This window comes from Streptomyces sp. NPDC025784 (genome assembly GCF_055558435.1).
The window spans coordinates 201,113-226,492 of record NZ_JBVHMN010000006.1 but is presented as its reverse complement, the minus strand read 5'-3'; the positions used below and the strand labels follow the sequence as shown (position 1 = coordinate 226,492).

The 25,380-nt window shown below is 69.7% G+C and carries 23 protein-coding genes and 1 pseudogene; 11 read left to right on the top strand and 13 right to left on the bottom strand.

Translation table 11 applies throughout. The features are described 5' to 3' along the window. Nucleotides 1–76 precede the first annotated feature (76 nt). From ACZ4IF_RS16440 to bla, 7 genes are all read right to left on the bottom strand, one after another. A complete protein-coding gene (locus ACZ4IF_RS16440; RefSeq protein ID WP_467563410.1) occupies nucleotides 77–199 on the bottom strand; it encodes a hypothetical protein in 123 nt (40 codons plus the stop codon). Nucleotides 200–371: 172 nt separating this feature from the next. Further along, the gene (locus ACZ4IF_RS16435; protein ID WP_467563408.1) at nucleotides 372–1,592 is read right to left on the bottom strand and encodes a GNAT family N-acetyltransferase; all 1,221 of its coding nucleotides are present in this window, start codon (nucleotides 1,590–1,592) and stop codon (nucleotides 372–374) included. Between the two features lie 339 nt (nucleotides 1,593–1,931). Further along, nucleotides 1,932–2,870, bottom strand: a complete 939-nt coding sequence (locus ACZ4IF_RS16430; protein ID WP_467563406.1) for an ADP-ribosylglycohydrolase family protein — start codon at nucleotides 2,868–2,870, stop codon at nucleotides 1,932–1,934. Nucleotides 2,871–3,301: 431 nt separating this feature from the next. Further along, the gene (locus tag ACZ4IF_RS16425; protein ID WP_467563404.1) at nucleotides 3,302–4,552 is read right to left on the bottom strand and encodes an RNA polymerase sigma factor; all 1,251 of its coding nucleotides are present in this window, start codon (nucleotides 4,550–4,552) and stop codon (nucleotides 3,302–3,304) included. After that, a complete protein-coding gene (locus ACZ4IF_RS16420) occupies nucleotides 4,549–4,950 on the bottom strand; it encodes a YciI family protein (protein ID WP_467563402.1) in 402 nt (133 codons plus the stop codon). Before ACZ4IF_RS16420 ends, ACZ4IF_RS16425 begins: the two co-directional genes overlap by 4 nt. Nucleotides 4,951–5,174: 224 nt before the next feature. Further along, nucleotides 5,175–5,918, bottom strand: a complete 744-nt coding sequence (locus tag ACZ4IF_RS16415) for a hypothetical protein (protein ID WP_467563400.1) — start codon at nucleotides 5,916–5,918, stop codon at nucleotides 5,175–5,177. A 253-nt stretch (nucleotides 5,919–6,171) separates the two neighbouring features. After that, nucleotides 6,172–7,080 carry a class A beta-lactamase gene (gene bla / locus ACZ4IF_RS16410; protein ID WP_467563398.1) on the bottom strand — a complete coding sequence of 303 codons (909 nt, stop codon included), beginning with the start codon at nucleotides 7,078–7,080 and terminating at the stop codon, nucleotides 6,172–6,174. 89 nt (nucleotides 7,081–7,169) lie between these two features. Here bla and ACZ4IF_RS16405 point away from each other — a divergent pair, with 89 nt between their 5' ends. Further along, the gene (locus ACZ4IF_RS16405; RefSeq protein ID WP_467563396.1) at nucleotides 7,170–7,511 is read left to right on the top strand and encodes a DUF6924 domain-containing protein; all 342 of its coding nucleotides are present in this window, start codon (nucleotides 7,170–7,172) and stop codon (nucleotides 7,509–7,511) included. 201 nt (nucleotides 7,512–7,712) lie between these two features. Next, entirely contained in the window at nucleotides 7,713–8,087 is a 375-nt protein-coding gene (locus ACZ4IF_RS16400) for a VOC family protein (protein ID WP_467563394.1), read from the top strand. A gap of 128 nt (nucleotides 8,088–8,215) precedes the next feature. On the opposite strand, the gene ACZ4IF_RS16395 is transcribed toward ACZ4IF_RS16400, so the two are convergent. Beyond that, the gene (locus tag ACZ4IF_RS16395) at nucleotides 8,216–9,151 is read right to left on the bottom strand and encodes a helix-turn-helix domain-containing protein (protein ID WP_467563393.1); all 936 of its coding nucleotides are present in this window, start codon (nucleotides 9,149–9,151) and stop codon (nucleotides 8,216–8,218) included. Nucleotides 9,152–9,252: 101 nt separating this feature from the next. Between ACZ4IF_RS16395 and ACZ4IF_RS16390 the strand changes: the two genes are divergently transcribed. The 4 genes from ACZ4IF_RS16390 to ACZ4IF_RS16375 all read left to right on the top strand — a co-directional run bounded on the left by ACZ4IF_RS16390 (nucleotide 9,253) and on the right by ACZ4IF_RS16375 (nucleotide 13,390). Then, nucleotides 9,253–10,281 (top strand): saccharopine dehydrogenase NADP-binding domain-containing protein, encoded by a 1,029-nt coding sequence (locus tag ACZ4IF_RS16390; protein WP_467563391.1) that lies wholly within the window; start codon nucleotides 9,253–9,255, stop codon nucleotides 10,279–10,281. Between the two features lie 201 nt (nucleotides 10,282–10,482). Then, nucleotides 10,483–11,229: an SDR family oxidoreductase gene (locus ACZ4IF_RS16385; RefSeq protein ID WP_467563389.1), complete on the top strand. Its 747-nt coding sequence runs from the start codon at nucleotides 10,483–10,485 to the stop codon at nucleotides 11,227–11,229. A gap of 348 nt (nucleotides 11,230–11,577) precedes the next feature. Further along, nucleotides 11,578–12,315 (top strand): hypothetical protein, encoded by a 738-nt coding sequence (locus ACZ4IF_RS16380; RefSeq protein WP_467563387.1) that lies wholly within the window; start codon nucleotides 11,578–11,580, stop codon nucleotides 12,313–12,315. A 148-nt stretch (nucleotides 12,316–12,463) separates the two neighbouring features. Continuing rightward, complete coding sequence (locus ACZ4IF_RS16375; protein ID WP_467563385.1) at nucleotides 12,464–13,390, top strand: phosphotransferase; 927 nt, start codon at nucleotides 12,464–12,466, stop codon at nucleotides 13,388–13,390. A gap of 159 nt (nucleotides 13,391–13,549) precedes the next feature. Here the strand turns inward: ACZ4IF_RS16375 and gap are convergent, their stop codons facing one another. Next, complete coding sequence (gap, locus tag ACZ4IF_RS16370; RefSeq protein ID WP_467563383.1) at nucleotides 13,550–14,548, bottom strand: type I glyceraldehyde-3-phosphate dehydrogenase; 999 nt, start codon at nucleotides 14,546–14,548, stop codon at nucleotides 13,550–13,552. 108 nt (nucleotides 14,549–14,656) lie between these two features. Further along, nucleotides 14,657–15,613, bottom strand: a complete 957-nt coding sequence (locus tag ACZ4IF_RS16365; RefSeq protein WP_467563381.1) for a GlxA family transcriptional regulator — start codon at nucleotides 15,611–15,613, stop codon at nucleotides 14,657–14,659. A gap of 109 nt (nucleotides 15,614–15,722) precedes the next feature. Here ACZ4IF_RS16365 and ACZ4IF_RS16360 point away from each other — a divergent pair. Beyond that, a pseudogene (locus ACZ4IF_RS16360) lies at nucleotides 15,723–16,166 on the top strand (acyl-CoA dehydrogenase family protein); the annotation flags it as partial. Between the two features lie 146 nt (nucleotides 16,167–16,312). On the opposite strand, the gene ACZ4IF_RS16355 reads toward ACZ4IF_RS16360, so the two are convergent. The 3 genes from ACZ4IF_RS16355 to map form a co-directional block, all read right to left on the bottom strand. Beyond that, nucleotides 16,313–19,321, bottom strand: a complete 3,009-nt coding sequence (locus ACZ4IF_RS16355) for a 3-keto-alpha-glucoside-1,2-lyase-like domain-containing protein (RefSeq protein WP_467563379.1) — start codon at nucleotides 19,319–19,321, stop codon at nucleotides 16,313–16,315. Nucleotides 19,322–19,718: 397 nt separating this feature from the next. Further along, nucleotides 19,719–20,042, bottom strand: coding sequence for a hypothetical protein (locus ACZ4IF_RS16350; RefSeq protein ID WP_359496943.1), 324 nt, complete (start codon nucleotides 20,040–20,042; stop codon nucleotides 19,719–19,721). A 424-nt stretch (nucleotides 20,043–20,466) separates the two neighbouring features. Next, nucleotides 20,467–21,234, bottom strand: a complete 768-nt coding sequence (map, locus tag ACZ4IF_RS16345; RefSeq protein WP_467563377.1) for a type I methionyl aminopeptidase — start codon at nucleotides 21,232–21,234, stop codon at nucleotides 20,467–20,469. A gap of 337 nt (nucleotides 21,235–21,571) precedes the next feature. On the opposite strand from map, the gene ACZ4IF_RS16340 reads away from it, so the two are divergent. The 4 genes from ACZ4IF_RS16340 to ACZ4IF_RS16325 all read left to right on the top strand — a co-directional run bounded on the left by ACZ4IF_RS16340 (nucleotide 21,572) and on the right by ACZ4IF_RS16325 (nucleotide 25,305). Continuing rightward, nucleotides 21,572–22,504 (top strand): hypothetical protein, encoded by a 933-nt coding sequence (locus ACZ4IF_RS16340; protein ID WP_467563375.1) that lies wholly within the window; start codon nucleotides 21,572–21,574, stop codon nucleotides 22,502–22,504. Between the two features lie 416 nt (nucleotides 22,505–22,920). After that, nucleotides 22,921–23,445 carry a hypothetical protein gene (locus ACZ4IF_RS16335; protein WP_467563373.1) on the top strand — a complete coding sequence of 175 codons (525 nt, stop codon included), beginning with the start codon at nucleotides 22,921–22,923 and terminating at the stop codon, nucleotides 23,443–23,445. Nucleotides 23,446–23,625: 180 nt separating this feature from the next. Further along, the gene (locus ACZ4IF_RS16330) at nucleotides 23,626–24,297 is read left to right on the top strand and encodes a HEAT repeat domain-containing protein (protein WP_467563371.1); all 672 of its coding nucleotides are present in this window, start codon (nucleotides 23,626–23,628) and stop codon (nucleotides 24,295–24,297) included. Between the two features lie 3 nt (nucleotides 24,298–24,300). Next, the gene (locus ACZ4IF_RS16325; RefSeq protein WP_467563369.1) at nucleotides 24,301–25,305 is read left to right on the top strand and encodes a MerR family transcriptional regulator; all 1,005 of its coding nucleotides are present in this window, start codon (nucleotides 24,301–24,303) and stop codon (nucleotides 25,303–25,305) included. The last annotated feature ends 75 nt before the right edge of the window (nucleotides 25,306–25,380 follow it).

Here is a 25,380-nt window from a genome sequence, read left to right as displayed (position 1 = left end):
GGTGGCCGCGGGGCACGGCGGGACGGGGGGGGGGGCGTGGTGCGGGGGAGCGGTGGCGGACCGCCACCGCTCCCCGTCACTCCGCCCCGCGTGCCAGCTCGACCATGTCGTCGAGGCGGCCTGCTTCGCCGCCACCGTGCCCACCGACGGCGTCCGAACCGGGCTGCGACGATTCCTCGACGGCAGGGGCCCGTCCCATGCACGCACCACATCTCGTGGCAGCCATACGTGACGGTCTGCCCCGACCGGCCGTGCCCGGCAGACGTGGGCGAAGAGACCCTCACTCGCCCCACCGGAACCTTGAACGTCGTAGCGCTCGGCCCCGCCCACTCCAGTCGGGCTTCCGTCGCCGCCGGCTCCCGCTGCTCCGGTCAGAACCAGTGCAGGCAGTGCGGCGGGCGTTCGGCGCGGAAGAGCGCGTCGGCGAGGGAAGCCGCGCCCGGACGGTGGGCCTGGACGTGTCCGGCACGCACGAGCACGCTCGGGGCGGTGCCGCCGAGGTAGATCGAGCCCAGGTCGCTCACGTCCAGGGACAGGTCGGGCTCCCGGTCCGTCGGGACGCAGTCCGCTTTGCCGTCCCGGACGGTCAGCAGGTACCGGGCGTGCTCGCCGAGGAACGGGTCGTCGACGTCGAGGACGAGCTCGCCGTCCATGAACCACCCGCGTGCGGTCAGGGCGCGCGGGACATCCAGCAGCCGCACCCAGAGCCAGTCGGTGTCGTTGCTCACCTGGCCGGCGCGGAAGTCCGCGAGCTGCCAGCGCAGCGGGTGCTCGGGCGGGACGTGCTTGAACACGACCTGGCTGACCAGGTCGTGTCCGAGGAGGAACCTGGCCAGGGCCGTGGAAGCCGCGTCGTCGACGGCGATGGTCTCGTCGACCGTCAGGGTGTCGGGCTCGCCGATGGAGTAGCTGGCGTACCCGTCCGGGACGCCGTCGGCGTCCCGGTGGACGGCGACGTAGCGCGGCGCCGGAGAGACCGGGGGCTGCCCCGCTCCCGAGGTCCACCAGCGGTGCGGCCGGGACAGTGCGCCGGGCTGCGCGCGACGGTACCGGTCGTAGATCTCTTCCAGGATCTCGCCGCTCTCGGCACGCCGCAGCAGCTCGACCGAACCGGTCGCTGGGGCATCGGCGGTTCCGCGCGCCCGGGAGAGGGCGAGTGCGCCCTGGTGGCGCTGCACCGTCAGCCGTCCCGTGTACGTCGCCGGTCCGTACCCGAACCTGCGGTAGATCAGGGCCTCGGAGGCCAGCAGTACGGAGAGGAACTCCCCTCGGGCCCGCAGCTCGGCGAGCTGATGTCGCATCATCGCGCTGAGCACACCCTGGCGTCGATGCGAGGGCAGGACGCCGACGGCGGTCACCCCGGCGGCCGGGACGAGGATCTCACCGGGGAGGGTGAGCTCGAAGGAGTACGCGCCGGCGGTGCCGACGGGCCGCCCGTCCGCCGTGACGGCGAACAGATTCCGGTCCATCTCCAGCGCCGACCACCACACCCCGCCGCCGTCGGCCGCAGTTTCCGGGAAGCGCCCGAACGCAGCGTGGAGTGTGTCGACGAAGACGTCGAGGTCTTGATCGGTCGTGGGACGTATCTCCATCGCTGCTGCTGCCTCTCGGGGTTACCAGCACCATGACTCGTGGTGTCTCGCCACTCTGCAGCGTCGACAGGTGGCCCGGTCAAGCGAATTACGGTCGAGTCGGCGCGGCTGGACACGACGCAGCCCGGTCCCGGACGACCCGGCCCGGCGTGTGAGTTGGGGTCGACGGACTCGGTGGCGCTGATCCCCTGAAGCCACATGGCACACAGGCAGGGATCGGGGTATGCGGCCGCACCCGGCCGGGGCCTCGCCGCGAGGGGCACCGAGAACTACGGTTCTGTCGTCTGGCGGCGTCCTGTGACAAAGGGCCCTGGTGGCGTAGCCCTGGCGCTGCCCGGGTCAGTCGAGGCCGGCCCCGAGGCGACGCGCCAGATCGGTCAGATCTGCCACCCTCAGCACCCGTCCGGCGAACCCTGGCAGGGGCACGTGCAAGGACCCGGTCCACCGGGCGGGGATCGCTTCCCATCCGTAGTAGGCGCCCGCGAGACCTCCGGTGACCGCGGCGACGGTGTCGGTGTCACCGCCGACGTCGATCGCCGCCCGAAGGGCGTCCTCGAAGCTGGTCGTGCTGCGCAGAGCCCAGACCGCCGTCCCCAAACAGGGCCAGACCGCGCCGTTGAACTCGGTCGCCTGGGCGGGGTGCCAGTCAGCAGCCAGGACCGTGGCGTATCGCCGGCGGTGGCCTGGATCGACGAGGTCCAGAACGTCAGGAAGGGCGCGGAGGGGATCGACGCCGGTCAGGCTGAGGCGAATGAGTTCGTGGAATATCGCGGTGCCTTCCCAGGCGGCGCGATCGCCGTGAGTAAGGGCGGCAATGCGTCGCGCGGCATCCATCGTGGCCGACTGTCCGGCCCGCGCAAAGTAGACCGCGGATGTCGACGCCCTCATCAACGAGCCGTTGCCGGCTGCCCGTTGGTTGACCTGGAAGTGAATCGCGGCGGCGAGATCCCAGGGCATGCCGTTGGTCAGTACGTCCTCGGTCTGCAGGCCGATGTCTTTGGGCTCGGCCGCCGCCCACTGCTGGAAGCGAGCGAAGATGTCGGGCAGGTCCGGTCCGCCCTGCTGCAGCAGCGACTCGGCGACAAGAACGGCCATCTGCGTATCGTCCGTGGCCTCGCCCGGATCCCAACCGCCGCCTCCGCACATCTCGCCACCGCTCCCTGGCGCAGGGAATCGGGCAGAGAACGCACCTGGCGGGCCGAACTCGAAGGGAGCTCCCAGAGCGTCGCCCACGGCTGACCCGACGACTGTCGCGACGGCTCGCTCCATACGGTCCATCGGCGCAGGCTATCCGCCTCACGCGAAAGTGCACCCGTCAGCTCAGGGCCCGCGGTCGAGTGCTCGTGCCGCGGCCGGCCTCGATGAGACAGGACAGCGAGCCGCTGGAGAACGGCCAGTGCCGTTTTGCGTCCCGGTGTCTGTGCGCGCCACCGCCACAGCCATGCCATGCCATGCGTTGGCGGAGGCGCCCCGCTCCGACTTGCGATGGTGCCCGCCCCAGGTCACGTCGAGTCGACGTGACCTGAGGCGGAGCTTCTGAGGGGGTGTTACTTCAGCGTCACGGCGTCTCCGCCGGACATGACGCGCGCGGTCGTGTCCGTACCGGGGAAGTAGCCGTTCTGGCCCTTTTCCCTTGCATGATTCCTCCCCTGTGGTGTGCGAGGAGAGTGCAGTGCAGACGACCTCGACCTGTTCGGCAGATCGATCGTTCAGCCGGTGTGTGGCCGCGAACGCCGGTGCAAGTGGGCCGCTTTGGTGGTGAGGTAGCGCTGCTCGGGCGCGTTGGTGGTGAGGGCGGCTGCCAGGCGGTACTGAGTCACTGCCGACGCCGGCTCTCCCGCCATTTCCAGCAGGTGTGCTCGTACCGCGTGCACCCGATGATGGTCGGCGAGTAGGCCGCGGTCGTCGGTGTCGAGCCGGTCGAGCAGTGCCAGGGCGGCGCTCGGGCCGTCGACCATGGCGAGGGCGACCGCGCGGTTGAGAGTGACGAGCGGGCTGCCTGTCACACGTTCGAGCAACTCGTAGAGGCCGTGGATCTGTGGCCAGTCCGTGTCCTGAGCGCGAGCCGCGCGGTCGTGGACGGCTGCGATGGCGGCCTGCAGCCGGTACTCGCCCGGCCGTCCCTCGTTGGCGAACGAACCGATGAGCAGCGCGGACCCCTCCCGGATCAGGCGGCGGTCCCAGCGCGTGCGGTCCTGTTCGGCCAAGGGGACCAGTTCGCCGTGCGGGCCGGTGCGTGCCGGCCGGCGCGCCTCGGTCAGGAGCATCAGGGCCAGCAGCCCGGCCACCTCACCTTCGGCCGGCAGGATCCGGTGCGCCTGCCGGGCCAGCCGGATTGCCTCACCGGACAGGTCCGCTCGGTGCAGCATCGGGCCCTTGGAGGCGGTGTAGCCCTCGTTGAACAGGAGGTACAGCACGTGCAGTACGGAGCGGAGCCGGCCAGGCCAGTCCGGCTCACCCGGCGCGGGCACCTCGAACTGCACCGACGACGCCTTCAAGCGCTGCTTGGCCCGGCTGATGCGCTGGGCCATCGTCGCCTCGGGCACCAGGTAGGCGGCTGCGATCTGTGCGGTCGTCAGGCCGCCGACGGCCCGCAGGGTCAGGGCGATCGCCGAGGCGGGTGTGAGCGTGGGGTGGCAGCACATGAACAGCAGGGCGAGGCTGTCGTCGGCGTTCGGGGCTTCGGGCTGGGCCGGCTCCCTTGCCACACGTTGCTCGCGCCGTCGTCGTGCTGTGTCGCTGCGCATCTGGTCGGTGTAGCGGCGCGTGGCGGTCTGCAGCAGCCAGCCGCGCGGATTCTCCGGCACCCCGTGTGCGGGCCAGTGGCGGGCGGCTGCGATCAGGGCTTCCTGGACCGCGTCCTCACATGCGTCGAAGTCGCCGTGCCGTCGCGCGAGCAGGCCGAGGACCTGCGGCGCCAGTGAGCGCAGCAGGTCCTCGATGTCCGGGCGTTCGGTCACAGGTCGAACGCGGTGTCGTGCATCACTTGGCGTACCTCGACCGGCTGTTGGGTCGGAACCCCACCAGGCCCGGGCACGGCCGAGATCCTCGCCGCGATCTCCAGGGCGCGGGCCTCGGAGGCCACATCGATGACATTGAACCCGGCCAGAACCTCCTTGGACTCCGGAAACGGGCCGTCGGTCACCACCGGGGTCGCAGCCCCGTCCGAGCGTACGACCCTGGCGAGACGCGGGTCGGCCAGCCCGGTGAACTGCACCATCTCACCGCTCGCGACGAGTTCTTCGGTCAACGCCTCGTAGTAGTCGAAGTGGGCCGTGATGTCGTCGGGAGCCCATTCGTCCATGGGCTGCTCGAACACTCCACCGTCGTGGTTGACCAACAACAGGAACTTCGGCACGTGAACTCCTTGATCTTCGGTGCGCCCAGTGTGGCGCACTCGCCCCATGAACGGAGCCGTCGAGGGGTTCTCTACATCGCCTGGGAGGGAAAAGAGCAGGTTCACCATGACGGAAGAACGAGGGGAGTCGAGCCAGGCTCTCGACCGCTCCCCGCAGCGAGGTCGGTGCCTCACGGTCAGCCGCGAGGAACTGCCCGCCCGAGTTCCAGCGTTCGGATTCCGTGTCATCCGCTGACTGTTCGGCCGTCTTCGGACACGGTGAAGTAGTTGTTGCCGGAGAAGGCGAGCTTGAACACCATGCCGTACTTGTCGCGCAGGTTCGTGACGCTGGTGGAGGCCGGCTCACGCAGGCAGCGCTGGACAGGCGGATCGCCAGGGGAACATGCCGGGAGTTCCTCGATCCGCTGACGTTTCCCGTCCTGGCGGACCTGGTCCCAGTCGAGCGTGATCGTGGGCGCGCTGAACAGTTCGTTCGGCTCACCGGTGCCTGGGCCCTGCGGGTCGCCCGTCTTGCCCCGGTAGTAGTCGACGACCTTGGTCGCGTAGAAGAAGTCGTGTCCGAAGGGAATCCGGGAGCCGCGATGATCACCCGCGGTGAGGATGCTGTCGATCGTGTCGGCCGCATGGTCCGGGCCGGCGCCGAAGTAGGCGTTGACGTACATCGTGCAGTGGATCTTGTACTGGTCGTCCCCGTCCACGGAGAACAACTCTCGGGCCTGCCCGCCCACGCACGAGTCGTGGACGGTGACCAGGCCGAGCGAGAGCGCGGTGTGGGTATCCCAGTAGGTGATGGTTGCCCGGATCTCCTGCTCCGCCTGCCTGCGGGCCTGCACCGCCTCGGCACTGCCGGCGAGTTTGCGAACCGTCTTCGGACTGGTGGCGCCATCCTGCGAACAGGCGGAGACGGCCAGCAACACCGCGCTGCACACCATGCCCAGAATGGCTCTGGTACGACGTCGATGCCCCACCACAGTCGCCCCTTCCCCCGTCTGTGACCACTGTGGACGGCGGGGGTGGGAAGTCGCATGAGTATGCGTACTCAGCTGTCACCGTGCCTCATCGGAACGCTCTCCAGTCGCCGGGGGCCGTGGGGTCCGGAGACCCTCAACGGCCGAGGCCACGGTGATCGGAGGTCGAGCCCGGTCTTGGGGACTATTCGAGCAGGAGGTCATTGGCCGTCCGGCCTGAAGCCACGAGAACGCTCGGCGCCGGTTTGCCTCATCAACACGGCTTGATCTGCTGGTTCAGGGCCGTGACGGCAACCGCTGCGGCACGAGCGATGAGCCTGTCGTCGTAGTCGGCATCTCGAGCGGCTCGGCTGGAGAGGACGACGATGATGACGGGGGCTGCGTGGGGCGGCCAGGCGAGGGCGATGTCGTTGCGGGTTCCATAACTTGCGGAGCCGGTCTTGTCGCCGACCGACCAGGTGTCCGGGACTCCTGCACGAATGAGGTTGTCACCTGTGGTGTTGCGCTTGAGCCAGTCGATGAGCAGTGCTCGCTCGGCGGCGTCGAGGGTGTCGCCGAGGCCGAATTCGCGTAGATCGGCGGCGAGGGCACGTGGCGTGGACGTGTCGCGACGGTCGCCGGGCGTGGCTTCGTTGAGAGCGGGTTCGTAGCGGTCGGCCTGGGTGGTGTCGTCCCCCAGCGCTGCCAGGGCGTTCTGGAAGCCCTTCGGTCCGTTGAGCTCGTCGAACAGCAGGTTTCCGGCGGTGTTGTCGCTGTAGCGGACCGCGGCGTCGCACAGAGCCCGCAGGCTCATGCCGGTGTCCACATGCTGTTCCGTGATGGGCGAGTGGTCGACCAGGTCGTCCTGGGCGTAGTGCACGATCCGTTCGAGGTCTTCCAGGCGGTTGTGGTCAAGTACTGCGGCGGCCGCCAGCGCCTTGTAGGTGGAGGCGTAGGCGAACCTCTCGTCCGCGCGATGGGCGACGACCGTGCTGGTAGCGGTGTCCACCGCGAAGACCCCGAGCCGCGCGTCGAACTCCCGCTCAAGGGCGGTGAAGGCCTGATGCGCTGCCGTGTGAACCCTCCCTGCGGCCGCGTTGGCGACGGGCGCGCCGCTACCGATGATCGGGGTGACGGAGAGGCCGGCCAACGCGGTCAGGGAAGAACGGCGCGTGATGGGCATCGAAGTTCCTGTTCGGTGGGGTTGTTGCCTATTGGCCGAGGCTATCGGCCGCGATCAACTGCCGCGGGCACGACGCCACTGGTCGCAGAATGATCGGATCGCGGTCTCGTAGAGGACGACGAACCCTGGTGAGGGAGCTGATGCGGCCGTGGGGTGAGAGAGGCGAGTTCCAGGCGCAGGTTCACCTCGTCGATGATCCGGACTGGGCCGGAGCCGCGTCGGACGAGGTCATCGCTGCCGTGCGACGGGACGAGAACCCGAGTGTGGTTTTCATGGCCGACCGTGTGACCGTGCAGTCCTCCGACGGGGCGCTCGCTGAGGTCGCGTCCTCGCACCCCGCTTGTCGTCCTCAGCATTGTCGAGCCGGGCCGGGCGGATGGCCTCGGCAATGGGGAAGAGCCTCGAACTCTGGCCGAGCCGTGCTCGGTTGACGTGGGGGCCGCGCCTCGCGGGCTTCATACCCTTGATTCCGTCGAGCCGATGGGGTCGGCCGGGGCGCTGTCCGTCGGGCGATGCGCGGGCCGTTCCGACGCGGGGCTTCGGCGTGGCACTGACCGTCATTCAGCGTGTCGATGTACGGGCTGCCCCAGGTGTGCTGGACTTCTGTGCACGACGAGCGAGGGGTGTCGGAAGTGATTCGTAAGCTGCAGGCGGTCGCACTGGACTGCGCCGATCCAGTACGGCTCGCGGAGTTCTACGCGAGTCTGCTGGGCGGCCGGGTGGTCGTGGATCCGAAGGAGCCCGACTGGGTGGAGGTGCACGGGTTCGAGGGGACGCCGTTGGCCTGCCAGCGGGTCGATGGATACAGGCCGCCCGAATGGCCCGGCCGGCAGCACCCGCAGCAAATCCATCTGGACTTCGATGTGGACGACCTCGACGGGGAGGAGGAGCGGGCCCTCGCCCTCGGAGCGACCGTGCTCGAGCGGACGGACCAGCTCCGCCCGGAGGCGAACTGGCGGGTCTACGCCGATCCGGCCGGTCATCCGTTCTGCCTGTGCCTCCACTGAGTGCGCCGAACTCATCACGGCCCGGCATGGCGGGCAGGCCGGCGGTGAGCACCATGAGGCGCCGTCGAGGCCGGACAGCATGCGTCGCGTCGGCCTGGCGCGGTGGGCGAGGCTCAAGTGGCGCGTGCCTATGCGCGGAAGGTGCGGCGATACGTGTCCGGGGGGACGCCCACGGTGCGGTTGAAGTGGCGGCGCAGGGTCGTGGCGGTGCCCATGCCGGTGGCTTCCGCGATGGTGTCGATGCTGTCGTCACTGATCTCCAGCAGTTCCTGGGCGCGGCGGAGCCGTTGGGTCAGCAGCCACTGGAGCGGGGTTGTGCCGGTGACCGACTTGAAGTGGCGGCCCAGATGGCGGGAGCTCATGCGCGCCTGGCGGGCGAGGTCCTCGACGGTCAGAGGCTGGTCCAGGCGGGCCATGACCCAGGGAAAGAGTTCGGCGAGCGGGTGGTTCGCGGGAGAGGGCACCGGGGTGGTGACGTACTGGGACTGGCCGCCGTCCCGGTGCGGCGGGACGACGAGGCGCCGGGCCACGGCGTTGGCCACGGACGAGCCGTGGTCGAGGCGGACGATGTGCAGGCACAGATCCATGGCGGCTGCCTTGCCCGCTGAGGTGAGGACGCGGCCGTTGTCCACGTACAGGACGTCGGGATCGACGTCCACCTTCGGGTAGCGGGCCGCCATTTCCCGTGTGTGTGCCCAATGCGTCGTGGCGCGCTTCCCGTCGAGCAGACCGGCGGCCGCGAGCACGAACGCGCCCGTGCACAACGAGGCCACACGGGCGCCGGCTTCATGGGCCTCCCGTACGGCGTCGACCAGTTCGGTGGGCGGGTCGACGTCGATGTCGGACCAGCCCGGGACGATGACGGTGTCGGCGTGTCGCAGACGGTCCAGCCCATGGTCCGGTGAGAGGCGGAAGTTGCCGATCCGTACGCCCTCGGGCCCGCACACGGCGACCTCGTACCAAGGGACCTTCACGGCGTCCGCGGGCGGGCCGAAGACCTCGTACGCGAGGGACAGTTCGAAGTGGAGCATTCCGTCGGTGACGGCGATCGCGACAGTGGCCATGTCCGGAATTGTATGGCGTAGGTCGTTCCGGACACTGGTTTCCGGGTTTCCGGCTGGCCAGGATGACTGCAGTCGATCGTCCGGGAGCGAGGAGACGGGTTATGGGATCGGTGCAGAAGGTGGCGGTGTTCGGTGCGTACGGGCACACCGGGCGGTTCGTCGTGGCGGAGCTGCGTGAGCGCGGGTTCGTCCCGGTCCTGTCCGGCCGCGACACCGCCAAGCTGGAGAAGTACGCCGCGGAGACCGGGATGGAAGCGCGACCGGCGTCCATCGACGACCCGGACTCGCTCGACCGTGCGCTGGCGGGCACGGCCGCCGTCGTCAACTGCGCCGGCCCGTTCGCCTCGACCGCCGGCCCGGTGATCGAGGCGGCCCTGCGCGCCTCGATGCCGTACATCGACGTCGCCGCCGAGGTCGAGGCCAACCGCGATACGTTCGCCCATTTCGCAGCTCGCGCACGCGCCGCACAGACGGTGATCGTCCCCGCCATGGCCTTCTACGGCGGTCTCGGTGACCTGCTCGTCACCGCCGCCATGGGTGACTGGACCACGGCCGACGAGGCGCATGTCGCCTTCGGGCTGACCAGTTGGCACCCCACCGCCGGGACGCGTGCCTCGGGCGCCGTGTCCCATGAGCGGCGCGACGGCCGGCGCGTGCGCTACGCGCAGGGGCGGCTGGAGTACCGGGACGACGCCCACCCCACCCTGGAGTGGCCCTTCCCCGAACCGATGGGCCCGCGTCCGGTCATCGGCGAGTTCACGATGGCCGAAGTCATCACCGTACCCAGCCACCTCGACATCGCCGAGGTGTGCACCTACATGACGACCGAGGCCGCCCGTGACCTGTCGAACCCCGACACCCCGGCACCGACTCCGGTCGACGCGAGCGGCCGGTCCGACCAGACGTTCCTCGTCGACGCCGTCGTACGCGCCGGCGGCGTCGAACGCCGCGCCGTTGCCACGGGTCAGGACATCTACGCGGTCACCGCACCGCTCGTCGGAGAAGCCGTCGACCGAGTCCTCGGCGGCCGGACCCGAGCGGTGGGGGTTGCGTCCGCGGGGGAGATCTTCGACGCCGTCGACTTCCTCAAGGCGCTGGCCCCGCACATCAGCGTGGGACTGCCTGCATAGCGGGCAGCCAACGGCTCCCACCCCGTTCCTGAACACGGCACGCACACCGGGCAGCCGGTGAGGCGCTGACGCCGCCCGAGGCGCCGACACGCCAATTAGTATCGAATGATACCGTCGTGATCGAAACCTTGAAGGAGGCTGCCGCGATGGGTGCCGTTCTGTCGTCCTTCCCTCGCGCAGCGTGAGCGGACGGGAGAGATCATGAAGATCGCAGTTGCCGGTGGTACCGGGGTGGCCGGACGAGCGGTGGTGGAGGTACTGCGGGCTCGCGGGCATGCGCCCGTAGTGCTGTCGCGTGGCCACGGTGTCGATCTGGTGAGCGGGTCGGGGCTGTATGCCGCGCTGACCGGGGCCGAGGCGGTGATCGACGTCAGCAATGTGACCACGAATCGCAAGTCGGTGGCCGTCGGCTTCTTCGACAAGGCGGGACGGAATCTCGTCGGGGCGGCCGAACGCGCCGGGGTGCGGCACCTCGTGACGCCGTCGATCGTGGGGGTCGACCGGGTCGGGCACCCGTACTACACGGGTAAGTTGCGGCAGGAGGAGATCATCCAGGGTGGGGTGGTGCCGTGGACCATCATGCGGGCGACGCAGTTCTACGAGTTCGTGGGGCAGGCGCTGAGTGGTGTCCCCGGGCCGATCGCGCTGGTGCCGACGGCGGTGGTCCAGCCCATCGCCGTACGGGAGGTGGCCGAGGCCCTCGTCGACCTTGCCCTCGGATCGCCGAGGGGGATGGCCCCTGAGCTCGCAGGTCCGCAGGTCGAGTCGCTGGTCGACCTGGCCCGGCGCCTCATCGCCGCGGGCGGCGCGCGCCGGCGCCCCGTCGTGCCCCTGTACCTCCCCGGGGCGATGAGGAAGGGAGGCCTGCTGCCGACCGGCGCCGGCCCCCGCGGCACTCAGACGTTCGCCGACTGGCTCAAGGAGGAGAGCCCGGCGACGCCCTCGTGACCGATTCCCGTGTCGCGCAACGAACGGACGGCTGAGGCCGGTCTGCGGCAACCGGGCCCTCGACGAGCGGCGGCCAGTGCGTGACCGTCGCACTTGGGCGCGACACCGTCCGCTGTCGGGCGGCTGTGCCGGTCGCAGCGCTCGGCGAGTGGCTGTGGCCAGCGGGGGGTCGGCATGCTGACGTCTCCCCGGATGCCCTGCCGCACCGGCCGGACGAGCAGTAGAGTCCGCATGTGCGTTGATCTCCCCGGCGGCAGCCGTGCGCAGCCGCAGACAGTGCAGGGCGCCTCTCGCGCAGGGGCCGCCCCAGCAGGCATCCCTGTCGTCACCGCAGCGGAGATCCACACCATGACTGCTCAGCAGCCTCTCACCTACGACGCGCTCGTCGAACTCGCCACCGCTGATTCATCCGTCGTCGGGCTCGTCCTCAAAGGTTCCCGAGCCCACGACGGCATGATCAGACGGCACTCCGACCACGATCTGTACGTAGTCGTCGCCGACGACGCCACGACCGACCTCGCCCGGTTCGCGGGTCATCGCACCGCCGAGCTGGACCTCGTCATCGTCTCCGTCACCGAGTTCCGTGCGGCCGGGATGCCCGGCTTCGAGCGCTACGCCCTCGCCCGCGCCCGGATCGTGCTCGACCGGCTCGACGGAGGCATCGCCCGGATCCTTGCCGACAAGGCGCGTCTGGGTGCCGACGAGGCATTCCGGGACGCCCGTGGCAGGCTCGACGCCTACGCCAACTCGCTCTACCGCTCCGTCAAGAACCACCGGGACGGCCAGGCTCTCGCGGCTCGCCTCGACGCCGCCGACAGCATGCGGTTCCTGCTCGAACTGCTCTTCGTCCTCGACCGCCGCCCCCGCCCCTACAACAAATACCTGGAGTGGGAGCTCGCCCGACATCCGCTTCCGGGCTGGGACACCGACGTGTTGCTGCGCGCCCTGGACCGGATCTCGGCAACAGGCGACGTATCCATGCAGCGGTACCTGTTCACCCTTGTCGAGGCGGCGGTCCGAGAAACCGGTCATGGCGAAGTACTGGATGCCTGGGGCGAGGACCTGGACCTCATGCGACCGCAATAGGGATACAGGGACTCCCTGGTCGGAGCCGGCGTGGCGCACCCGCGCGGATGACCTTCCGAGTCGCGAAGATCGAGGCCGTGCGCCACGCTGATCAGTCAACCGCTCGTGTCGCGGGGTGCGGTGATGCCGAGGACAGGGAGTTCTTGTGGTGGGGGAATGGTCCACGTGGTGTGGCAAGTGGCTGGGCTCGCCGTCCGTCGAGACGCTTTTCGAACGCGCCCACCTGTCCACGGTCGTGGGACTGCGGCTTGCGGACGGCCGCGAAGTCGTCGTCAAGGCAAGGCCGTTCGAGCACCGGCTGGCCGGCTGCCTGGAGGTGCAACGCCGCATGCACCAAGCCGGCTTCCCGTGCCCGGAGCCGCTGGTGGGGCCGGAGCCTCTGGACGCCCGGGGGCCGTTGAGGGACTTGGTCGTCACGGCCGAGGCACTGGTCCCGGACGGCACCGTGCTGCCGCCGCGTCCGGACGCGCCCGAACTGTTCGCGGCGGCGCTGGCGCGCCTGGTGACGGCGGCGCCGTCAGCCGCGGACGTACCGTCGCTGGCTCCCGCGCCACCGTGGATCGGTTGGGATCATGCCGATCCGCGGCCCTGGCCGTGGCCGGACGACATGGACGTGGATCTCAACGATCGCCCCGGACCCGGCTGGCTGGACGAGACGGCGCGCCGTGTGCGCACGCGGCTGCGGCGCGCCGCCCTGCCCGAGGTGGTCGGCCACGGCGACTTCGAGTCCCAGAACATCCGCTGGAACGGCGACACACTGCATGTGGTGCACGACTGGGACAGCGCGGTCGCACGGCCCGAGGCGGCCCTGGCCGGTACCTCCACCGCAGTCTTCCCCGCGGGCGGGCCCGAAGACCGGCCCGCGACCGTCGCCGAGACCGAGCGGTTCCTGGCCGGATACGCCCGGGCCCGCGGCCGGCACTGGACGCGTGAGGAGTGCGAAGTGGCCTGGGCCGCGGGGCTGTGGGTACTGGCCTTCAACGCCAAGAAGGCAACGGTCGGCCGGCCGAACGGCTCCGCAGCCGCTCGGCCGGCCGAAGAAGCAGCCGAGCGGCTGCGGCGGGCCGGCGCCTGAAAGGTGTGGGCCGGGGTACGCCCGGCAGCGATGTCCAGCCGGGGTGTCGTCGACCGCCACGGTCGGCGCCGGCCGCAACGGACCGCCGGACGAGGAGCGGGCCAGGCATCCTTGAGCGGGGCACGCCGCACGTGTTCAGCTCACGCTCTCGTGGAGCGTTCAGCGTGTGGCGAGGAGTTCCAGTGTGTCGATGACGCGGTTGGAGAAGCCCCACTCGTTGTCGTACCAGGCGACGACCTTGACGTGTCGGCCGTCGACTCGGGTGAGGGCCGCATCGAAGATCGACGAGGCGGGGTTGCCGACGATGTCGGACGACACGAGGGCGTCGTCGGAGTATTCGAGGACACCGGCCAGCGGGCCCTGCGCGGCAGTGCGGTAGGCGGCCAGCACGTCGTCGCGGGTCACCTCGCGGGCGACGGTGGTGTTGAGCTCCACGATCGAGCCGACCGGCACCGGCACACGGATGGAGTCGCCCGACAGCTTGCCGTCCAGGGCGGGCAGCACGTGGCCGATCGCCTTGGCGGCGCCCGTCGTGGTCGGCACGATGTTGACGGCGGCGGCGCGGGCGCGGCGGGCGTCGCGGTGCGGGCCGTCCTGCAGGTTCTGCTCCTGCGTGTAGGCGTGCACCGTGGTCATGAAGCCGTGCTCGATGCCGGCGAGGTCGTCGAGCACCGCGGCCAGCGGGGCGAGCGCGTTGGTCGTGCAGGAGGCGTTCGAGACGATCGTGTGCACGGCCGGGTCGTACGCGTCCGTGTTGACCCCGTACGCGAGCGTGACGTCGGCGCCGTCCGACGGGGCACTGACGAGCACCTTGGCCGCTCCCGCGTCCAGGTGGGCGCGGGCCGCCTTGGCCGACGTGAAGCGGCCGGTCGCCTCCAGCACGATGTCGACGCCGAGCTCGGACCACGGCAGCTGGGCCGGATCCCGCTCGGCGAGCACCGTGATGCGCCGACCGTCGACGACCAGGGCGTCGCCGTCGACGGTCACCGGACGGCCGAGCCGCCCGGCGGTGGAGTCGTAGGCGAGGAGCCGGGCGAGGGTGGCGGGCTCGGTGAGGTCGTTGACGGCGACGATCTCCAGGCTGCTGTCGCGTTCCAGCAGGGCGCGCAGCACGTTGCGTCCGATGCGGCCGAATCCGTTGATGGCGATGCGAGTCATGTGGGGTGTCCCTTCCGTTCCCCATCAGCCTCGCGTGCGCGATCCGTACGTGGCCGTGGCGAGAGCGCCATGGTTCGAAAGGATCGCGCCAAGCGCCGGGCGGCGGGGCTACTCGCCTCGGGTGAAGGTGCGCCGGTACTCGCTCGGTGTGGTGCCGAGGATGCGCTGGAAGTGCATCCGCAGATTCGCGCCCGTGCCCAGACCGACATCGTTGGCGATCTGCTCGACGCTGCGCTTCGAACGCTCGAGCAGCTCGCGGGCCAGATCGATGCGGGCGCGCATGATCCATTGCATCGGTGTGTACCCGGTGTCCTCGGCGAAGCGGCGCGAGAACGTGCGCGGTGAGACTGCCGCGTGCTGGGCGAGGGATTCGAGGCTGAGCGGTTCGTCGAGCCGGTGCAGGGCCCATTCGCGGGTGGCGGCGAACCGCTCACCGAGCGGCTCGGGCACGCTGCGCGGCACGTACTGCGCCTGGCCGCCGCTGCGGTAGGGCGCCGCGACCAGGCGCCGGGCCGCGTGGTTCGAGGCGGCCACCCCGAGATCGCCGCGCAGGATGTGCAGACACAGGTCGATGCCCGAGGCGGCGCCGGCCGACGTCAGCACACTGCCCTCGTCGACGAACAGGACGTTCTCGTCGATCCGGATCAGCGGATGCTTCTCGGCGAGCGCGTGTGTGTAGTGCCAGTGCGTCGTGGCGCGCTTGCCGTCGAGCAGGCCCGTCGCGGCGAGCGCGAAGGCGCCGGTCGAGATGGCGGCGAGCCGTGCACCTCGCCGGTGCGCGGCGATGAGCGCATCGACGACGTCCTGTGGCGGGTCGTCGCGGTCCGGGAACCGATAGCCGGGAATGAAGACGATGTCGGCCCACGCCAGCGCGTCGAGACCGTGGGCGACGTGGTAGGCCAGGCCGTCGCCGCCGGTCACCAGGCCGGGTGCCGCACCGCACACCCGCACCTCGTACGGCATGCTCGCCCGGGTCGTGAACACCTGAGCGGGGATGCCGACATCGAGCGGCTTCGCACCCGCGAGAACCAGAACGGCGACGCGACGCAGGCGGGAGGAGGACACGGGGACAGGGTACGAGGTCTCGCATCGGATGCCTGCGGACCATGCCTGGGCGCACGCGTATCCGTGCCCCCGTCTGCGAACGCAACTCGTCTGCTCGTGTGAGTTGGTCCTGCACCTGATGACGAACCTTGGGCGGGAGCGCATCACGATCGCGGTCGCTGCCGTCGCCGGCGCGGAACGCCTTCTGGAGATCACCACCCGGTACGTGAAGGAACGCGAGACGTTCGGGCGGCCGCTGGCCAGGCTCCAGCACGTCCGCTTCGAGATCGTGGAGAGGGCGACCGAGTGCGCCGTCACCCGGGCTTTCCTGGACCGGTACGTCGAGGAACACGCACGTGGTGCGCTGGATGCCGTCCACGCGTCGATGGCGAAGTGGTGGGCGACCGAGCTGCAGAAGCGTGTCGCGGACAGGTGTCTGCAACTGCACGGCGGATACGGCTGCATGACCGAGTACCCGATCGCCAGGGCCTTCACCGACAGCCGCATCCGGACCATCTACGGCGGAACCACCGAGATCATGAAGGAGATCATCGGCCGTTCTCTGCTCGCCTGAGTCCGTCTGCCCTCACAGCACCCCGCCCTGCGCCTGGAGTACGGGGAAGGGTCGACCGGCACGAGGGATGCCCGCCGCCTGTGTGTGCAACGGACGCGCCTACAGGGTCGTAGGCGCGTCCGTTGCTTCTCGTCGTTCCGTCGGCGTCAGCTCAGCGGTTCGATCCAGATGTTGCGGTAGCGCACCTTGTTGCCGTGGTCCTGGAGGCGGACGGCTCCGGCCGACAGTCCCTCCGATGCGCCCCCGCCGGTCGGGCCGTTGATGGTGACGTCGTCGTGGACCTTCTTGCCGTTCCAGACGACGCTCACGCGAGCGTCGGCGGTCTTGGTGCCGTCGGCGTCGAATCGTGCTGCGTGGAAGGTGATGTCGTAGGTCTGCCAGGTCTGCGGGGCCGTTGCCGCGTTGACGTCCGGCGCCTTCTTCAGATAGATCGCTCCCGCTTCGTTCGTGTCGAGTGTCGTGTCACCGTAGGAGTCGAGAATCTGCAGTTCGTAGCGGTCCTGGAGGTAGACGCCGCTGTTGCCTCGGTCCTGGCCGGTCACGTCGTCCGGCAGGAGCGGGACGCGGAACTCCACGTGCAGCTTGAAGTCCTGGTAGGCGTCCTTGGTACGGATGTCGCCGCAGCACACCTCCATGGATCGTTCGTCGGTCAGCGGCCACTGCACGGCCCGCCCGTTCGTGTGCTGCCACTGACCCTGCGAGCCGGTGGAGCCGTCGAACAGGGTGACCCGGGTGCCGTGCGGGCGCACGGTGATCAGGTCCAGGTTCACGTGGCCGGCGTCGCCGGAGTCGAAGCGGTACGCGATGGTGTTCTTCCCCTTGCCGAGCATGACCCGCTCGGTCTGCGTCGACCAGGCGTCCCAGGTGCCGGTCGAGGCGAGCTTCGTCTGCCTCAGCTTCTGCCCGTTGGCGTACAACGAGAGTGACTTGGTGCCCTGGTAGGGGTTGGGGCCGTTGGAGTAGCGCAGGTTCACGTCGTACTCGCCGGCCTCGGGCACGGTGACGTCGAAGGTCGTGGCGCCCTTGCCCTCGGTGTTGTAGCGATCGACGAAGCCGCTGCCCGAGTAGCCGGTGTGGTCGGTGTTGATTCCCGCCGTCCCGGTCAGCCGCGCCTCCTCGGCTTCATACAGCGTGGCGGGCGGCGGTTGCTTTCCCGGCAGGGCATTGAGGGTGTACCAGGCCTCCGTGCTCCACAGTGCCTCACCCGAGGCGGATGCGAAGGGGCGTGGGGAGCGGACGTGCACGACGCGGCCGGGCTTGAGGCCGTCGACCTGGAGGTGGACCGTGCGACCGTCGTCGTCGAGTGTTGCCGAGCGGATACCGAGCCGCTCCTCTGCGATCTTCGGCCCTCCGTAGTCCGACGTGGGGGTGTAACGCCACTGCTCGGCCTGGTAGTGGGAGGCCAGCTTCTCCGCGGTGCTCCGTGACAGCGGTTGGGTGTACTCCAGATCGAAGCCGCCGTCCACGGCGCGCATTTCCTTGATGTCGAACGTGTTGCCACCGTTGGGCGTCAGTTTCTGCAGGCCGAACTTCAGTTTCCCTTCCTGGCCCCAGTTGCCGTCGGCACCGAGCCCGCCCGCGTAGATGGCGCCGTCGGGGCCCATGGTGATGCGGTTGACGCCGGCTTCGAGTCCCTGTGTGTAGCGGAACACGGCGCCCTGGTACTGGCCCTTCACCTTTTCCAGGTAGGCGCGCTGAAGCCCGCCGTAGGTGACGTCACCGAAGAGCATCTGCCCGGCGTACCGGCCCTTGGCCAGATAGAGCGGTGTGCTGGGGGAGTTGGCGATCTCGTTCTGCGGCAGCCACAGCACCGGCTGGGTGACGGAGCGGTCGTCGAAGGGGCCCTGGGGCTCGGTGTAGTGGTTGAAGAAGCGGTCCTGCTTGATGTGGACGAGCTTCGAAGCGGGCAGCCAGCCGCCTTGGTTGTCGGTGGTGAAGATGTCGCCGCCGGGACCCCAGCCGATGCCGTTCGGGGTGCGCAGGCCACCTGCGACCGGGTGAATGTCCCCCGTCTTCTTGTTGATCTTGTACGTGGTGCCCCGACCGGGGGCCGGCTGCGGAGTCGTGGTCGCCCCGCCGTAGTTGATGGCGACGGAGAGGTTCACGTAGAAGTAGCCGTCACGGTAGAGCAGGCCGAAGGCGAACTCGTGGAAGTTGCCGCCGTAGGGCCATGTGGCGATCCTGCGGTACTCGTCGGTGACGAAGTCACCATTGCTGTCGACCAGTTGGGTCAGCTCATGCTTCTGCGACACGTACAGCGAACCGTCGACGTACTTGATGCCCATCGGTTCACGCAGTCCGCTCGCCACCTTCTTCACGGTCACCTTGTCGCGACTCGTCTTTCCGGTGACGTGGTCCAGGAGGTACACCTCGCCCGCCGTGGTCTGGGAACCACCCCAGGTGGAGATCGCCAGGCGGCCGTCGGGCAGCCAGTCCATGCCGGTGACTTGAGGGTCGAAGCCGTCCGGGCGCAGGTCGGTGAGGTCGAGGTCGGGACGTACCTCGGTCAGGGGCAGGCCGTCGCCGGGGCTGTCCGCCCCCGATTCGCACTCCTTGCGGCCCGGTGCGGTGACCCGGACGACTCCGCTGTCGGTGCTCAGCGCCTCGCTCGGCACGGTGGTGAAGTCGTTCGCACCCGGCGGCTTCCAGGCGAGCGCAAGGCGCTGTTCTCCGCCGGCTTCGAAGTAGTCGATGCGGAACGGGTGTGATCCGGCGCCGAGTTGGACGGATCCGTCCTTGGGCTCGGCCGCGTGGAGTCCGTCGTGCTCGATGACCGTCCGGTCGTCGACGATCAGCCGTGAGCCGTCATCACTGCTGAGACGGAAGTCGTACGTTCCGTCGCTGGGCACGACGAGGTAGCCGGAGGCCTCGGCCGTGAAGTTGTCGGCGAAGCCGCCGAAGTCACCGGTTGTCGACCAGTCCACGGTCGGCATCAGCTTGTCGACGTTGGGTGTCTGGCCCGGCTTGAGTGTGCACAACTTGCTGAGCGGAACCTGGGTGTCGAAGACCCGCAGGGTCACTCCCGGTTCCTGGGGCGGGATGTCGGCGCCGGCGGCGGCGGTCGTAGGCGCTGCCCACACACCTCCGACAAGGAAACTGCCCAGAAGCAGCGGAGTGAGCCGTCTTCGGGCGCGTGAGAACAACCGTCGATGCATCGGACCTCCAGTCGGACCGGAGGCCGTCGGGTCGCACTCCGGTCGAGCTTTCCCTCTGCGCGGGCGGCGCGCAGAGAGTGCGGTACTGGTGCGGTTGTGTCGATACGGTAGGGGTCTTTTGCGGAGCGCGTCCATACTTTGTCATCAGTGAGTTCAAAGTTCACCGCTCGCCGGCGGAAGCCGTGATGTGAGCCGTAGCGGCAACGGGGGAGGGGCCTCGCCGAGCCCCTCAACTGACGTGGATGCACCGGGTTTTGACCGGCCCATCGGTCATCGGTGCGGTGGGCGCCGCCAGTGGACCGTTGCCAGGCAGGCAGAGGCAGGAAGGTGTCTGGCCCAGCTCTCGCTGGACCAGACGTGGGAAGAACCAGGGCCACCCGGAGCCCCTGTCGGCCCGTTACGTCACCGGACGGCTCTCCGACTCCCGCTGCCGCGCGGCCAGTGCCCGCGCCAGCATCTTCGCCCGGTAGGGATTCGCCGCGCTGAGGGCCGTCGCCACCTTCACCGCCTCATCCAGCAGAGCCAGCCGTTGCTCCGGCAGGTCCCGCACCAGGGGCGAGGTGCTGGCCTCCACCAGGACGTACGCCAACTTCGATCCGTACACCTCCGGCTCGACCTGTGTGAGAAGGCGGTACACCCACAGCCCCTCCGCGCCGCGTACCACCCGTCGGTTGGCGCTGAGCAGCTTGACCCTCGCCAGCACGACCATGTCCTGATCCAACGATCCCCCTCTGTTCCCATGCTCCCGACGCGCCCGTCGCACGACGAGACAGCACGGCGAACGCACCGGCAGCCGAGGACGGATGCCGGCACGGACGCCGGAATGTGGATGACGACGAGTTTGCGGGCCGTCCGCCCTCTGCGACAAGCCCGGACGGACGTGCTCTCCGTCCTACCGAAACACCCGCCGAACAGGCATGATGGACCTGACACTCACCCCAGACTCGTCCGGTGGACCACCCGAGATGCGGGGATCGCAACACCGGGGCGGAGCCGGCTGTCGTACCCGGGCCGAGTCGGCCCCAGGGCGCAGGGCACTCGCCGGGCAACGTCGTGTCGCACCAAGGGTGGCTCCACTGCGGCCAGTTGCAGCAGTGCGCGCGCCGTCGAGACCGGTCCCGGATCCGGCGGCGTCCGGGGGAACCTCAGGGCAGGGTCAGGATGCGAGGGCCGTGGTCGGTGATGGCGACGGTGTGTTCGATGTGTGCGGCCCTGCTGCCGTCGGTCGTGCGCAGGGTCCAGCCATCGGTATCGGTGCGGTAGGTGTTCTGCCCGCCGGCCATGAACATGGGCTCGATGGCGAGGACGAGGCCGTGGCGGAGGGGGAAACCACGGCCGGGGCGGCCGCGGTTGGGGACATGAGGGTCTTCGTGCATGCGGCGCCCGATGCCGTGGCCGCCGAAGTCGGCCGGCATGCCGCAGCCCGCCTTGCGGGCGACCGTGTCGACGGCGTGGGAGATGTCCCCGATGCGACTGCCCACCTGGGCGGCGGCGATGCCGGCGTCGAGGGCTCGCTGCGTGGCGTCGATCAGATCGAGGTCGCCGGGGCGTGGCGTTCCGACGGTGAAGGTGATGGCCGCGTCCCCCGCCCAGCCGTCGAGTTGCGCGCCGCAGTCGATGCTCACCAGGTCGCCGTCGCGCAGCCGGTAGCCGGTGGGGATGCCGTGCGACACGGCGTCATTGACGGAGGTGCAGATCACGGCCGGGAACGCGACCGGGGCGAAGGACGGCCGGTATCCGAGAAAGGGCGAGCCGGCCCCGGCCTCGTCCAGTACCGACCGGGCCGCTTCGTCCAGTTCTCGCAGGGACACCCCCACGCCGGCTGCGTCACGCACCGCGGCCAGCGCGCGGGCCACCACGCGCCCGGCTTCCCGCATCGCATCCAATGCGGCATCGGTCTTGATCTCCACCATGTGTCCGACTCCCTCGAAGCACGCCTACCCAATTCTTATACCGGTATTAGTATCACGGTTGCGGGAGCAAGCTCCTCGTGACGCCGTCGGAGCGGGGGCAGGGGCGGAAGCGGGAGCTTGGCGTGCGGCGAGCGGTTCGGCGGGCTGCCGCGTCGAGCGTGCGGTCGCCGAAGCGCGGTGGAGGTGGCGGCCGCGGCGTGGCGGAAGTGGCGACCGTGACAGGGTTTCCTGGGGGCCCTGCGCAGGATCGAAACCGGCCGGGCCCGCCCCCGTCCCTCTCGTCATCGCGCTCCCGGTCCGCCGCGTCTCCCCTGCATTGGCCGTCTACGCTCTCGACATGCAGCGCAGCAATGTCGCACGGGACGACGGCGCATGGATGGGCCTGTCCCTGGACCTGGAGGATCGCCGCCTGCCGGGACTGTGCGTGCTCAGTGCCGGGTCGCCGCTGCTGATCTCCCAGCAGTCGCGGCCCGTGCTGCTCGCCGATGTCGACGGCCACTTCCAGGGCGTGGACTTCTGGCGCACCGACGAGTACCGGTCGTGCATTCCGCCGCTGCGCGCCGACGTGGCGCGTGGCCTGGCGGGCAGCCCGGAACGGTGGGCTCACCGCTTGGCGCAGCACCTCATCGACTCGTCCGGCAGCCCGTTGCACGAGGGTCGATGGATGCTCTCGGCCCGGAGTCCGCTCCGGCGCCGGCGTCACGCTGACGCTTCGACTGCCGAGTACTGGAGCTCGATGCTCGTGGAGGGCCATCCGGACGGATACATCGACTGGTCCGTCCACTCGGGCTCGTGGGAGGTTCTCCCGCTGCGGCCCGTACCCGATCCTGGCGACAGTCGGGTCGAGGCGTACCGCAAGCAGGCCCGTGAAGGGGTTCTCCCACCCGTCTTGTTGTGGTGGGTCAGTGGCCTCGACTGCCACTTGATCCTGGACGGTCACGCACGGCTCGCCGCGGCGATCGCCGAGTCCGTCGAGCCCCCGCTGCTGCACCTGCATCGATCGGTGCCGCGCTATGACCTCGCCCTGCGCATCGATGACGCCGTCGGCTTCTACGAGCGCGAACTGGCTCGCTTCGTCGAGCTCCGCGCCGTCCAAGGCCCTGCCGTCCCGGACGGCGCCACCATCGCCGGCCCGCAACTCGCCCGCCGCCTCCGCGGTCTCGATACGGCGGCGCAGCCCACGTGGGCCTGGCCTCTGCCCGGCGGGCAGGCTCAGTGGCGTCGCATCGCACGCGAGGTGACGTCCGGTCAGGACTGGCCCCGCAGCTGAGTCCTGGCGGATTCCGTAGGTGGTGGGAGAGGCCTGCACGTGCTGCGAGACGGCATGGCTGCTCAAGGGGTCCGCGGGCAGTCTCGCCACGTGGTCGAGGATCCGGCACTGCTGCGGTCCCGCCTCGGTCGTGGCTTCCAGGGCCGGCGTGCGCCCGCAGGCCGAACGGCACCTCCGTCATAGCGTTCACCTCCAATCCATTGCAATGGAATCAAGATCCGGACGTTGCGTTAAAGCCAAACCATCGCAACGATTATTCCTCTCTGACCGGCTGGTACGTCGATCCTGCGCAATAAATCGATTGCCCAAAATATGAATGCAACGTAGCGTTTCCTATGTCGGAAAATGCGTGCTCGAAGGCCTTACGGGCCGCGGACCGCGCGTTTCATGGGGTGGGCGATCAAAGGGGGCGGACCATGGACACAGTGCAGAGACGGCAGCCGGGGGAACCCGGCAACGTCACCGCCTTCGCCCGCTTCGTGGTCTGCGGCGGCGGAGTGGGTGTCGCCTCCAGCTTCGCCGTGGCGGCCCTCGCTTCCTGGATTCCGTGGGGCCTGGCCAATGCCCTGATCACCGTGGTTTCCACGCTCCTCGCCACCGAGCTGCACGCCCGCTTCACCTTCGGCGCGGGTGTGGGCGCGACCTGGCGCCAGCATGCGCAGTCCGCCGGATCCGCGGCAGCCGCCTACGCGGTGACCTGCGTGGCGATGTTCGTCCTGCAGCAACTCGTCGTGGAACCGGGCGCGTTGCTTGAGCAGGTCGTCTACCTGTCGGCCTCCGCGCTCGCCGGTGTCGCGCGATTCGCGGTGCTGCGCCTCGTCGTCTTCGCGCGGAACCGCTCGCACGTCGCAGCCACCGACCACACCGCGCGCCTCGTGCAGGCGACCGTGGCCCGCGACACGGCACCCGCCGATCCCGTCGCGCTCTACCGCGCCGCCTGAACCTTCCGTCCGGGCGGTGCGCCGCGCGCCGGCCTCGTGGCCGGCATCTGCGCGATGCGCAGCGCCGTACGAAGACGCCCGGTACACAGCACAGGTGCCCGGTGATCGCGAAGCGAGCGGGTCCCGTTTGACCTTGACACGGTGACAAGGCCTTCAGTACTCGCCAAGGAGGTGGTCCCGATGGCCATGACGAGACAGGACGCGGAGGCGGGACGAGCGCTCCAAGCGCTGGAGGACGGCCGGTCGTCCGTACGACTGCGAGCGGCTCTGGAGGCCGGTACGACGCCTGACCCGCGCTTCGTCGGCAAGCTCATCGAGCGATGCGGAACCGAGCCGGAGTTCTTCGTCCGCGACATGCTGACCTGGGCCCTCACCCGACACCCGGTGTCCATCACGCTCCCCGGGCTGCTCCATGAAGTCCGCTCGGAGCGTGCGCAGGCACGGAGCCAGGCGCTGCACACGCTGTCCAAGATCGGGGACCGGCAGGCGTGGCCGTCGATCACACCGGCGCTCCTGTCCGACGCCGACGACGAGGTGGCGCGGAGCGCCTGGCGGGCCGCGGTCGTGCTCGTCCCGCAAGGCGAGGAGTCGGCCTTGGCCGCGGGCCTGGCGGCGCAGCTCGGGCGCGGTGAGCGCGAGACACAGCTGAGCCTCAGCCGTGCGCTGGTCGCGTTGGGAGACGTCGTCCTGCCCGCTCTGCGTTCCGCGGCGACGGTCCCCGACCCCGGCGTGCGCGCACACGGGCTCGCTACCGAGCGGCTGCTGCGCGACCCGGATGCCGGATTCGAGTTCGCGATCGAGGAGGCGAAGCGCATCCTGGCCCTCGGCGACTCCGACCAGGAGGGACAATAGGAAGTGTTGATCGGTGAGGTGGCGCGACGGTCCGGGGTCAGTGCCCGGATGCTCCGGCACTACGAGTCGCTCGGCCTGGTACGGCCTTCGGGTCGTACGGGCTCCGGCTATCGGGAGTACTCCGGTGAGGACATCCGGCGGATCTTCCACATCGAGAGCCTGCGGTCGCTGGGGCTGTCGTTGCGTGACATCGGGCGTGCGCTCGACGACCCCGGCTTCGCGCCCTCGGCGCTCGTCGACGACCTCATCCGTCAGACGCGCGAACGCCTCGCGGCGGAGACCGAACTGCTCACGCGACTCCGTCGGATCGACGCCGCGGAACCCGCCGGCTGGGAGGACGTCCTCCAGGTCGTCGCGCTTCTCCAGGCGCTTGAGTCGAAGAGCCCCGACGCGCGCCAACGCGCGGCGCTTTCCTCGGTCGACGAGGTTCCGGTGCCGGTGGCGGCGCTGGTCGAGGCGACGCTGAGCGAGACGGAGCCGAACGTCGCCGGGGCCCTCCGGTGGGCACTGGCGCGATCGGGCGAGGGCGGCACGGAACTGCTCGCGGAGGGCCTGGGCTCACCGGTGGCCGCAGTGCGGGAACGTGCCGTCCGATCCCTCGCCGAGATGCCCGGTGACCAGGCCACCGCGCGGCTGCGTGACGCCCTCGCGAACCCCGACGGCGTGGTTCGCGGACATGCGGCTCTGGCGCTCGGGACGCGGGGCGTGGCCGATGTCGTCCCGACGCTCATCGACATGATCGTGGAAGGAAGGAACGACACCGATGCGGCCGATGCGCTGAGCGCCCTGGCGGGCGACACCGTGACGGCGGATCAGATCGCGACCGGGCTCGTCGACCGCCTCGCCGACGACGCCACTGCGGCGCCTGCACGGGGACGGCTGACCCAGGCGCTGGCGGACATCCCGGGGATCACGGCGTCACGTGCCCTCGTGGAGCTGTCGCACGACGAGGACCGGGCCGTTGCGCTGACCGCGGCGTATCTCCTTCAGCTGCGCGAGGCACGGTGAGGGATCCCTTCTCCGGGCGCGCTCGGCCATGAAGGCCGACCGAGCCCGACCCGACGCGTGATGTGTCGACCAGAA